Genomic DNA, 12,078 nt, shown 5'->3' with positions numbered 1-12,078 from the left:
TGGCCTCACCACACCGGATAGCGGTGTCCTGATGATTAAAATTCCCATGATTAAATCAGCATATTGGATAAGTGCATTAAAACTCTTTTTTGCTCTTCGGTTAAATCATCCTGTTCATTTTTAGGATAGAGCAAAGCGAGATAGATTCGACCTTTGCGCGTCACGTTGTAATAGATAACCCTAATACCGCTGCGTTTGCCCATACCAGAGCGACTCCAGCGAATTTTTCTGAATCCACCTGTACCAGCGATAGTATCTCCAGCCTCAGGGTTCTCTATAAGCGCCTCTTGAAAAGCGCGAAACTCATCGTCAGGCAAAAGTAACGGACGGCGTTTACTAAATCCTTGTAGCTCAATAAATGTGAACATAGCGCGTCCTGCGCATGGGGTTGATAGTACAGATTATAGGTGTACCGAGTACATTTTAAAAGATAAACACAATAAAAAACCCCTTACCCTCTCGGATAAGGGGCTATATAACGAATCAAAAATTACAGCTTCGGTCCGGCGCTAACCAGCGCTTCACCCGCAGGGGTGTCGGTGTATTTCTCGAAGTTCTCGATAAACAGTTTCGCCAGTGCATTGGCTTTTTCCTGCCACTGCTCTGGAGACGCGTAGGTATTACGCGGATCGAGAATGCGCGTATCCACGCCCGGCAACTCGGTCGGGATAGCCAGGTCAAACATCGGCAGACGGAACGTTTCTGCGTCATCCAGCGAACCGTTCAGGATGGCGTCAATAATCGCACGGGTATCTTTGATAGAGATACGCTTGCCAGTACCGTTCCAGCCGGTGTTAACCAGATACGCCTGCGCACCTGCCGCCTGCATACGTTTCACCAGCACTTCTGCATACTGCGTTGGGTGCAGAGACAGGAATGCTGCGCCGAAGCAGGCAGAGAAGGTAGGGGTCGGTTCGGTAACGCCGCGTTCGGTACCGGCCAGTTTGGCGGTGAAGCCAGACAGGAAATGGTACTGAGTTTGGTCTGCTGTCAGGCGAGAAACCGGCGGCAGCACGCCAAATGCGTCGGCAGTCAGGAAGATCACTTTGGTCGCATGACCCGCTTTTGACACTGGCTTAACGATATTATTGATGTGATAAATCGGGTAGGAAACGCGGGTGTTTTCAGTTTTGGAACCGTCGTCGAAGTCGATGGAACCATCTTCGCGCACGGTGACGTTTTCCAGCAGCGCGTCACGACGAATTGCGTTGTAGATTTCTGGCTCGGCATCTTTAGACAGTTTGATGGTCTTCGCGTAGCAACCGCCTTCGAAGTTAAATACGCCGTCGTCATCCCAGCCGTGTTCGTCATCGCCAATCAGGCGGCGTTTCGGATCGGTGGACAGCGTTGTTTTACCGGTACCGGACAGGCCAAAGAAGACTGCCACATCACCTTTTTCCCCGACGTTTGCCGAGCAGTGCATGGAGGCAATGCCTTTCAGCGGCAGCAGGTAGTTCATCACGGAGAACATACCTTTCTTCATTTCGCCGCCGTACCAGGTGCCGCCAATCAGCTGGATACGCTCAGTCAGGTTGAAAGCCACGAAGTTTTCAGAGTTCAGACCCTGCTCTTTCCATTGTGGGTTGGTGCACTTAGCGCCGTTCATCACGATGAAATCCGGTTTAAAATCAACCAGCTCTTCGTCGCTTGGGCGGATGAACATGTTTTTGACGAAATGCGCCTGCCAGGCAACTTCGGTAATGAAGCGCACGGAAAGACGGGTATCGGCGTTAGCGCCGCAGAATGCATCAATGATAAACAGGCGCTTGCCGGAAAGTTGCTGGGTAACTAATCCTTTCAGATGCTGCCAGGTTTCCGGGGAGAGCGGTTTGTTGTCGTTCTTACCTTTACCTTTGTCTGACCACCAGAGCGTGTCGCGCGTGGTGTCGTCACGGACAATGTACTTATCCTTTGGCGAACGTCCGGTAAAGATACCGGTATCAACGGCAACGGCGCCCAGATTCGTTAACACGCCACGTTCATAACCTTCCAGGTTTGGATCAAGTTCTTCCTGGAAAAGCGTGTCGTAGTCTGGATTGTAAACGATATCCTGAACGTCATTGATACCATAAGCCTTGAGATCTTGCGGGGTTAAACTGTTGTTCACACGCATTTCACTGCTCCTTAGCCAATATGTATTACCTGGAATAGTAAGGTTTTTTAGGGATTGCTAACCGCGACAAGGCTCATAGATTTACGCATCCGGGAAAATCACGGGTTACCGAATACGCTGCGACTCCTGTCACAAAGAGGCGGATATTATGGCAGGAAACCCTTTTTTGTTGTGGAAAATGTTCTTAAAACGTTAATGAAGAGTGTTTTTGGCGGGAATCTTGTGAGTGTAATCGCATTCACGTAAGAAAATAACGTAACTCATACATATACAATATCGATTCACTTCCCGTCGCGTTAGTCTGAAATCAGCCTACCAATGCTCAAAATTGTGAAGTTGATGCGATAATTAGCTTTTCCCTTCATTCTGGAAACTGACATGGATAGTGCTGAAATTTCACGTACGACGCGTTTGGGCATGATATTTATCGGCCTGCTGCAGGGGGCATTATGCTACCTGCTGATGACATATCTGGTGCCCCATAACGACGGCTGGCTGTTCTATGGCATGCCTGCGACGATTGCGATCACCTCGGCACTTTTGCTTACTGTCGTTTCTTTCAAACAACGCGCGCTGTGGTACTGGATGGCGCTGATCTTTGTTGTGGTGCTGGCGATGAGCGCCTGGCTAAAGTGGCAAGTCGAGGACAGTGATAAGTGGCGGCAACATGAAGTTTTTATGTTCTACGGTTGGCGCTTACTGCTGATGGCGATGCTTGCCTTGCCCTGGATTCAGTACTCGCTTCATGTCTCTCGTGAGCAGGCGCGTTACCCGCATTTTTATCGGCAATTGTGGCTTAACACGCTGACGCTGCTGATTGTGTTCATTTCCAACGGGTTGTTCTGGCTGGTGCTCCTGCTATGGAGCGAGATGTTTAAGCTGGTCGGTATTCCCTTCTTCAGCACGCTCTTCTTTGATACCGACTGGTTTGGCTATGTGGCCTTTGGTCTGATTACCGCACTGGCAGTGGTACTGGCTCGTACACAGTCGCGTCTGGTCACGGCGGTACAAAAATTACTGACGTTTATTGCCACCGGTCTGTTACCTCTGGTCGCGCTGTTGGCGCTGATGTTCATACTGACCTTGCCTTTCACCGGACTGGAGGCTATTTCGCAACGCGTGTCTGCGGCCGGGTTGATGTCAACGCTGACGCTGCTCCTGTTGCTGTTGATGGCTATCGTGCGTGAACCGCAAAAAGAGGCGTTACCCTATCCTGGCGCGTTACGCTACCTGATCAAATGTTCTCTGATTGTCGCGCCCATCTATATGCTGATTGCCGGTTGGTCACTGTGGGTGCGAATACAGCAGTACGGTTGGACGCCTGAGCGTTTGTATGGCGTGCTGGTGGTCGTGGTACTGCTGGTATGGTCGTTTGGCTATCTGGCCAGCATTTTACGCCGCGGGCGCAATCCGCTTGAGCTTCAGGGGCCGGTCATTCTTGGCGTTTCGTTGCTGGCGTTGGGGCTGTTGGTTCTGCTGTCGTCGCCGGTTATTGATGCCTGGCGTATCAGCGTTAACAGCCATATGGGGCTGTATCACAGCGGGAAAATCAAACCGGATCAGGTCAGCCTGTATATGTTGGATCACAGCGGAAAACCGGGGCGCGCAGCGTTGGAAGCATTACAAAAAGATGTGGCGTTTAATCAAGACAGTAAGCGCAGACGCGACTTGAATTCTCTGCTGCAAGGGAGCCGGGATCCGGTTAAAGAGCTAACCGCAACACAGTTAGTATCGAAGGTTGTGATTGCTCCGGGGAGCGAGAAGCCAGACGATGCGTTCTGGACGTTTGTCAAAGCACAGGGGTATCGCATCACCTCTTGTGCTGAGCAGAATGCGTGCGTATTGGTGAGTCAGGACCTCAATGCGGATGGTCATCCTGAGCAGGTGCTATATGCTTTTGGCGATGGGGAGAGTCTGGTCTTCGGCATGCAGAAAAACAAATGGGATTTGTTAGCTGTTGCCAGGCTACCTGAAGGATTCAATAAGGATAAATTGCTGCAGGCGGTGGCGAATCAGCAACTGGGTTCAGCCCCCAGAATCTGGCGGGATATCACTATTGATGGCAAAAGACTGCCGATGACTTATTACACCGAGTGAGTGTGTTGCCGACCGCGTTTTTGCCGGATAGCGGCGCGAACGCCTTATCCGGCCTACGACAGTTTTTCCGTAGGCCTGATAAGCGCCGCGCCTTCAGGCAAGACGGTGATTAATGCACCTGTGGATCGGCAGGGGAGGCGTTGCTGCGGATCTCTGCAATATCCATGGCGTTAAACAGATAGTGGCTACCGCAGTAATCGCAGTGCATATCGATCTCGCCTTCTTCCGCCAGAATGCTGTCAACTTCTTCGTCCGGCAACGTTTTCAGTGCGCCTGCGCAGCGTTCGCGTGAACAGGTGCATTTGAACTCAACGTCCTGCGGATCGTAGAGAGTAACCTCTTCTTCGTGGTATAAGCGCCACAGCACTTCGTTGGCCGGCAGCGTCAGCAGCTCTTCGGCCTTGATGGTTTCGGTCAGGGCGGTCAGGTGATCGAAATCATCTGCCTGTGCGTTTTGCGCCGGCATCACTTGCAGCAGCATTCCGCCAGCAGCGGGTTTGCCATCAACGTCGCCAGTGCGGATGAACAGGCGTGTCGGCAGCTGTTCGGAACGCATGAAGTAGTCTTCCAGACAGGCTGCCAGCGTGTCACCTTCCAGACCGACCACGCCCTGATAACGCTCGCCTTCTTCCGGAGTAATGGTGATCACCAGGTAGCCGTTGCCCACCAGGGTTTTCAAATCGGCATCTTCAGGAATATCACCCTGCATGCGGGCCACGCCGCGCATCTGCTGATTGTTGTTGCCGTTGATGACGGCCAGGCTCAGCGGACCATCACCCTGCAACTGCACAGTGATATCACCGGCAAACTTCAGCGTAGCGGTGAGCAGGCTGGTGGCAACCAGCAGCTCAGCCAGTACGTTTTTGACCGGCTGCGGATAAGTATGATTTTCGAGGATCTGTTGCAGGGTTTCCGAAACGGTCACCAGCTCGCCGCGCACGGCAAAGTTTTCAAACAGATAACGATGTAATTGGTCATGTTGCGGCATAATCATCTCTCTTGCAGGTGACAGTCACTCGCTGTCGCCATGTTTAAATCGTAACAGGTCGCGGCGCTCTTTCTTGTCCGGTCGCCTGTCCGGGTGCGGCATGGTTAACGCGTTAAGTTTACGCGCCAGCGCCATTTTTTCGCGTTTTTCCACGCTTTCCGCGGTTTCTTCATACAGCGTAACGGCTTCCGTTGCCGGGCGACGCTGCTCGGTAATGGCCTTGATAATGACCGTTCGCTCGTCATTTCCCTGGCGAAGGGTGAGGGTGGCGTTCAGCTCGACAATCTTGCTCGGCTTACTGCGCTGGCCGTTGTAGTGCACCTTACCGCCTTCAACCATTTCGCGGGCTAGCGCACGCGTTTTGTAAAAGCGTGCAGCCCACAGCCATTTATCCAGCCTGACTTCAGCAGAGGGCTTTTCTTTCATGGCGTCTCCTTCACATCAGTGAGGGGATCAGTCGGCGGTAGTCATTCAGTGACGGATGGCGTGCGTACTGCTTTTCGGCGATGCCGGAGTCGGGATTGGTCACGCCGAGGCAGTAACGAATACCGTACAGAGCAGCGGCGTCGAGAATGGGTTCGCTGTCGTCAATAAACAGCGTCTTCTCTGCACTCATTCCCGTTTCTTCAGCCACAGCGTGCCATAACCGCTGATCCTCTTTGGGATAACCAAATGTGTGGGTGGAAAGTAATAAATCAAGGTGTGAGGCCAGACCGGTATGCTCCAGCTTCACCGCCAGATTATGCGGATGCGCGTTGGTGAGCAAAATACGGCGCTTGCCGCTGGCTTTTAAGGCATCAAGAAACGGTACGGTATCTTCACGCAAAACGGCGCGTGGTCCCTGTTCCGTTGTCATGGCGCAAATATCCAGATCCAGGCACTCGCTCCAGTAATCCAGGCAGTACCAGTTTAGCGTATGCTGCACGGCATGATACTGCTGACGAATATAGTCCTGGGCTTCCTGGGGAGAGATACCCTGCTTCGCGCCATAGGTTTCCGGCACCAGTTTTTGCCAGAAATAGTTATCGAATGCCAGGTCGAGCAGCGTGCCGTCCATATCTAACAACACGGTGTCGACATCCTGCCAGGCAATATTGATATGCATGGAAACTCCCCACAAGAAAACATGATGCGCGACAGAGTAGCATATCCTGTCGTGCGAGCGTGTTATCGAATCAGGCTTTCCGGGTCGTCAATCAGCGTTGGATTCAGGCAACTTTCGTAGTAGCTCTGAATTTCCGCGATGCGGGTGCGGTGACGCTGGTAGCGTCTGAATGCCTGCACGCTGTTGTAGACAGCGCATCCGAGCATGGAGAACATCAGCAGCGTCGTGCCAAGGTAGCGCCATAACCCTGAACGATCCGGGATACGGTGCAGGCCAATGTGCTGGGTGCCATTGGCGTCAGTCGAAATATTGGTGACGATCCCCTCTGCGCGAAATGGTGTCTGCATCAGCATCTGCGCCAGGCGCTGGAAGGCGTTCCACTGTTCCTGGGGAGGATAGTCATATAGCGAGGTCGTCGGCCACGGCTGATCGACCAGATCGCTGCCTTCATCGCTGATAATCAGGAAACCGCCGGGAGCAGGGCTATTCAGCGCCTGGGCCGCTCGCGCAGTCTCGCGTGAAATAAATGGTGCCGTAGAGGTATTCACCAGATTATCTAACGACTCAGCGCTTACCGGACGCAGCAGCACGTTCACCCCATCCAGTTTGCCTGCGTTCGCTCGCTTTACCAGCGCGGCCCAGTCTTTGCTGTTACCGAGGTTAACCAGCGCATTCTTTAAGCGTACACATTCATCTTTGGCTGCACACAGATCGGCCGTTTTCAGGACAATCTCACCAAAATCGTCCAGTAACACCATGCCGGACTTTTGGATTGCCGAGCGTAGCGATGCGCTGACGCGAGAGTCATCGTCAGGTTTGGGATGCAGCTGGCGGTTCACGGCCTGAGTGAGCGCAGTGGCCTTATTCACCAAATCGGATTCGGGCAGCGGTAATGCGCGTGCGTCATTCCAGATAATTTGCGAGCAATCGAAAGGCATAAACGGCGTGGTGGGCTGCGCATTCCAGCTCCCTTGGGTATGAATATTACACATACCCGTACCGCTCAGGTGCAGCGTGTCACCCACGCGAACGCCCGCGTTTTCGAGCTGTTTAACGCTGGTGGCTTCGATAGTTTGCGCGCCCTTCATCCAGGAAAGCGTGACCTTTATCGGCATATCCAGCGGGATCCAAAACAGCAGCATCAGCAGTACCAGCAACGAGCCGCCAGCGATGACGGCGTTGCGCAGCCAATGTTGCAACGGGAAATTTTTGACTTCATCGTGCAGAGATAAAAAACGCCCCTGGCGGACAACGTGGCGATCGAGATAAATATCGATATCCGTTTGCTGGCCAAGGTCTTGGGCGATGTAAGGTTGCCAGTGAGGTGGGTAGATCAGATCGATAATACCCAGCGAGATATTATTAATTTGCTCCTGGTCGTTTTCGCCAAACAACCCCCAGCGACGCGGCGTACCGCGCAGACAATGAATTTCCCGCAGGGCGGTATTGGGCGGCGGGGCGAATAATCCCCACAGACCCGCAGCTAACAGCAACACCGCGCCACCGACTGCCCACGGAACAAACGTATTCGGGATGACCAAACAGAAAAAGAACAGCAGGAATGATGCGGTTATCAGCAACGCCTCGCGCAATCCCGAAGGGCGGCTGAGCGCATATTCTTCATGGGTTTCCTGGCGAATATTCAGCAGTTCAATCTGCTCACTTTCTTCACCACGAATGGATGCCTGGGTAGAAGCGGTGTGCTGCAACGCATAGCCACGCGCTTCCTGCATATATTCCTGCAGCGTATGGCCGTTCAACGAGATAACCAGCGGTATTGTATTGGTATGGATTATCTCAACGCTGTTTTCGTCATTGATGTATTGTTCCCAGAAAGGGGGAAGGTGCACCTCAACGGAATCAAGATAGTAGCGCCATTTGTTAGGATCGTCGGTAGTGATGCCGTAACGTGTAATCGAACGAGTAAGCACGATGACGCTATTACTTTGGGCATTCAACGTTAATGAGACTGGCGCAGAACTGGCTCCAGTTGGACCAGGTACTTGCTGAATTTGACTAAGGCTTTCGAGATAGTTTTCGACGGCATTGCGTTCTTCAGGCGCGAGTTTACGTTTCGAGGCGTCTGAGAAGACGCTGCTCAAGGGTAAATTTTTCTGCCTGGATTTTGATTTGAGTAGCCATCCTGCAAGCAATGAGCAGGCCAGCAAAGCAGCTAAAAAAATCAGAATGGTGCTCATGCTTTCCCCATCTTACTTAGTCTGTCAGGCGTGGTCAGTCGCACCCTGTTCAATATTCGTGATTCTGTGGTTGGCTATCGGCAAGTGTGGAGTCGAACTTGAGCATCTTTAAGTACAGCCCAGTAAAAGCGAATCATAGCAAAATCACTAAAAATGGAATATCAGCAAATTCCTGGAGTTATTTCAACCTATTGACTTTTAATTTGAAATAGGGATTAACTTTTAGTACGTTACATAAATGTAAATAAACGGCAATTCACATTGCCGAAACCGTGCGGTATATCGCACAATAACCCCAGATTTCACAGCAAAGATCCTCACAATGAGCAAATCATTACAGAAACCCACGATTTTGAAAGTGGAAACCGTCGCCCAATCCCGGCTGTTTAAAGTCGAAAGCGTGGACCTTGAGTTCAGCAATGGCGTACGCCGCGTTTATGAACGTATGCGTCCATCCACGCGTGAAGCGGTAATGATTGTGCCGATTGTTGACGACCACATGATCCTCATCCGCGAGTACGCAGTCGGGACCGAATCTTACGAACTGGGTTTTTCTAAGGGATTAATCGATCCTGGCGAAAGCATTTTTGAGGCGGCGAATCGGGAGCTGAAAGAAGAGGTGGGGTTTGGCGCAAAAGATCTGACGTTTTTAAAGAAACTCAGCATGGCACCATCTTATTTCTCCAGCAAGATGAACATCGTGGTGGCAGAAGATTTATATCCTGAATCGCTGGAGGGTGATGAACCTGAGCCATTGCCGCAGGTGCGCTGGCCGCTGGCGCATTTGATGGACCTGCTGGAAGATCCTGATTTTCACGAAGCGCGTAATGTCAGTGCGTTGTTCCTCGTACGCGAATGGCTGAAAGGGCAGGGGCGATTGTAGTTTATATTGCCGGATGGCGGCTGACGCCTTATCCGGCCTACAGAGTTCAGCACTTTCAAATAATTGCGCCGAAAATGTAGGCCGGATAAGACGCCCCTGGCGTCGCCATCCGGCAAAAGATTAGAATAGTTCGTGCGTCTCACCATTATCGATAATGGTCGTCCCCACTTCATGCACCGCCTGTTGCGTCGGCTGAGTGCCTTCAATGAAGTACTCTGCGCGGCTATTGCCACCGCTTGCCAGTTGTCCTGTGCTGCGATCGATATTGACCGTCACGATACCCGGTGGCGGCGTCAACGGCTGTTCAGGCACGCCTTCCAGCACGGACTTCATATAGGCATCCCATGCTGGCTGCGCACTCTTCGCACCGCCTTCGTAGCCGGAGATTTGGTCTTTGATCGCGCCGGAAGCTGTCGTATGACCAAGGTTGCGGCGATGATCATCAAAGCCGATCCATACTGACGTCACCACGCCTGGTCCGTAACCGGAGAACCACGCATCTTTAGAGCTGTTGGTGGTTCCGGTTTTCCCGCCGATATCATGACGCTGTAAATCGCGACCTGCGCGCCAACCGGTTCCCATCCAGCCTGGTTCACCAAATATATTGGTGTTCAGCGCGCTTTTAATGAGGAAGGCCAGCGGTGTGTTGATCACGTGCGGAGCGTATTCCTGTGTGCCGCTTTGCGCGACCAGTGCCTGGTTAGCCTGCTCAAGCTGCGGCATAGGCACGGCGGCATTCTGCTGTTCCTGCGAGACGGCGACATCTTCTACATTACTGTTTTCCAGCACGTTAGATTTCTGGGTATCGCCGTAAATCACCGGAATATCGCATTCCGGGCAGGCAATTTTCGGCTTCGCTTCGAAGATAACGCCGCCCATATCGCTTTCGATCTTACTGATGAAATACGGATCGACCAGGAAGCCGCCGTTAGACATCACTGCGTAACCGCGCGCCACCTGCAACGGTGTGAACGAAGCCGAACCCAGCGCCAGTGACTCGGTATGCACAATGTTCTGTGCCGGGAAACCGAAACGTTGCAGATACTCTGCCGCGTAATCCACGCCCATGGCGCGCATGGCGCGTACCATCACCACGTTTTTCGACTGACCCAGCCCCTGACGTAAGCGGATAGGACCGGCGTACTGCGGCGGGGAGTTCTTCGGCTGCCAGTCGGAACCAGCACCGGCATCCCAGCGGGAGATTGGCACGTCATTGAGCATGCTCGCCAGCGTCAGACCTTTATCCATCGCGGCGGTATACAGGAATGGCTTGATGTTAGAACCCACCTGGCGTAACGCCTGCGTTGCACGGTTAAACTTGCTCTGGTTGAAGTCAAAACCACCAACCAGTGCCAGCACCGCGCCGTTTTGCGGATTGATGGAGACCAGTGCGGAGTTGACGTCTGGCACTTGCGCCAGCCACCAGGCATCGCCCACCTGGCGTACCCAGATTTGCTGGCCGGCCTGTACCACGTCGGTCACTTTGCGCGGCGTTGGGCCTTGTTGAGTATCCGAGCGGTAAGGACGCGCCCAGCGCATGCCATCCATGCGTAATGACACTGACGTACCATCCGCCAGCGCGGCAATGGCTTCCTGCGGATTGGCACTGGTAACAACCGCCGGTAACAGCGGTCCATAAGTCGGCAGCGCTTTCAGCGTATCGGTGATTTTTTTGCTGTCCCAACTGCTTTCGCCCACTTTCCACAGCACGTTCGACGGGCCGCGGTAGCCGTGGCGCATGTCGTAATCCATCACGTTGTTGCGTACTGCCTGCTGAGCTGCCTGCTGTACTTTGCGTGTAATGGTGGTGGTGATGCGATACCCGTCTTCATAGGCTTTCTCACCATAACGGTTATACATCTCCTGGCGCACCATTTCAGACAGATACGGTGCAGAGAAAGCGATTTCCGGCGCGTGGTAGTTGGCGTCAATGGCCTCGCCGCGCGCCTGATCGTACTGGGCCTGCGTGATGTAGTTTTCGCTCAACATACGCGACAGTACAACGTTACGTCGCGCGGTTGCCCGGTCCATCGAATAGAGAGGGTTGAAGGTTGACGGCGCTTTTGGCAGACCGGCAATCACCGCAATTTCACTTAAGCTGAGTTGATCCACCGTTTTACCGAAATAGACCTGCGCGGCAGCACCCACGCCATAGGCGCGATACCCCAGGTAAATCTTGTTCAGATACAGCTCGAGGATCTCATCTTTACTCAGCAGTTGTTCAATGCGGATCGCCAGGAACACTTCTTTGATCTTACGCATCAGCGTACGTTCCGGGCTCAGGAAGAAGTTTCTCGCCAACTGCTGGGTAATGGTACTCGCCCCTTGCGACGCGTGACCAGAGAACAATGCTACGCTGGCCGCACGGAAGATCCCCACCGGGTCTACCCCGTGGTGCTCATAAAAGCGGCTGTCTTCTGTGGCGATAAAGGCTTTAACCATTACCGGCGGCATCTGATCCAGCGTGACCGGGATTCGACGTTTCTCGCCATACTGCGCGATTAGCTCGCCGTCAGCGCTGTAAACCTGCATCGGGATCTGTAAACGCACATCTTTGAGCGTCGCGACGTCAGGTAATTGCGGCTCGATATAGCGATAAAGGCCATAAATCGAGCCTGCTCCCAGCAGGATGCAACATACTGCAAGGATTAATAAATACTTTACGAACTTCACTGGAGATTTCCCATTTAGTGG

The 12,078-nt window shown here is 52.8% G+C and carries 9 protein-coding genes; 2 read left to right on the top strand and 7 right to left on the bottom strand.

From position 1 onward, the window contains the following. Nucleotides 1–50: 50 nt before the first annotated feature. Nucleotides 51–368 carry a hypothetical protein gene (locus WN16_RS01780; RefSeq protein WP_003847996.1) on the bottom strand — a complete coding sequence of 106 codons (318 nt, stop codon included), beginning with the start codon at nt 366–368 and terminating at the stop codon, nt 51–53. A 122-nt stretch (nt 369–490) separates the two neighbouring features. Then, entirely contained in the window at nt 491–2,113 is a 1,623-nt protein-coding gene (pckA, locus tag WN16_RS01775; RefSeq protein ID WP_044701411.1) for a phosphoenolpyruvate carboxykinase (ATP), read from the bottom strand. Between the two features lie 378 nt (nt 2,114–2,491). Between pckA and WN16_RS01770 the strand changes: the two genes are divergently transcribed. Further along, nucleotides 2,492–4,210, top strand: a complete 1,719-nt coding sequence (locus WN16_RS01770; RefSeq protein WP_047715944.1) for a DUF4153 domain-containing protein — start codon at nt 2,492–2,494, stop codon at nt 4,208–4,210. 109 nt (nt 4,211–4,319) lie between these two features. Here the strand turns inward: WN16_RS01770 and hslO are convergent, their stop codons facing one another. The 4 genes from hslO to igaA form a co-directional block, all read right to left on the bottom strand. Continuing rightward, nucleotides 4,320–5,198: an Hsp33 family molecular chaperone HslO gene (gene hslO, locus WN16_RS01765; protein WP_003023531.1), complete on the bottom strand. Its 879-nt coding sequence runs from the start codon at nt 5,196–5,198 to the stop codon at nt 4,320–4,322. Between the two features lie 24 nt (nt 5,199–5,222). Continuing rightward, nucleotides 5,223–5,624 carry a ribosome-associated heat shock protein Hsp15 gene (gene hslR / locus WN16_RS01760; protein ID WP_003837900.1) on the bottom strand — a complete coding sequence of 134 codons (402 nt, stop codon included), beginning with the start codon at nt 5,622–5,624 and terminating at the stop codon, nt 5,223–5,225. Nucleotides 5,625–5,634: 10 nt separating this feature from the next. Further along, nucleotides 5,635–6,303, bottom strand: a complete 669-nt coding sequence (gene yrfG / locus WN16_RS01755; protein WP_003023533.1) for a GMP/IMP nucleotidase — start codon at nt 6,301–6,303, stop codon at nt 5,635–5,637. A 62-nt stretch (nt 6,304–6,365) separates the two neighbouring features. Then, nucleotides 6,366–8,501, bottom strand: a complete 2,136-nt coding sequence (gene igaA / locus WN16_RS01750) for an intracellular growth attenuator protein IgaA (RefSeq protein ID WP_044701415.1) — start codon at nt 8,499–8,501, stop codon at nt 6,366–6,368. Between the two features lie 322 nt (nt 8,502–8,823). On the opposite strand from igaA, the gene nudE reads away from it, so the two are divergent. After that, nucleotides 8,824–9,384, top strand: coding sequence for an ADP compounds hydrolase NudE (gene nudE / locus WN16_RS01745; RefSeq protein ID WP_003023537.1), 561 nt, complete (start codon nt 8,824–8,826; stop codon nt 9,382–9,384). Nucleotides 9,385–9,504: 120 nt separating this feature from the next. On the opposite strand, the gene mrcA is transcribed toward nudE, so the two are convergent. Beyond that, nucleotides 9,505–12,057: a peptidoglycan glycosyltransferase/peptidoglycan DD-transpeptidase MrcA gene (gene mrcA / locus WN16_RS01740; RefSeq protein ID WP_003837905.1), complete on the bottom strand. Its 2,553-nt coding sequence runs from the start codon at nt 12,055–12,057 to the stop codon at nt 9,505–9,507. Between the last annotated feature and the right edge of the window lie 21 nt (nt 12,058–12,078).

Source organism: Citrobacter sp. ABFQG (genome assembly GCF_004322975.1).
GTDB classification, from domain to species: Bacteria; Pseudomonadota; Gammaproteobacteria; order Enterobacterales; family Enterobacteriaceae; genus Citrobacter; species Citrobacter freundii.
Note: the sequence above shows the minus strand (reverse complement) of the source record. Positions and strands in the feature narration are given on the sequence as shown.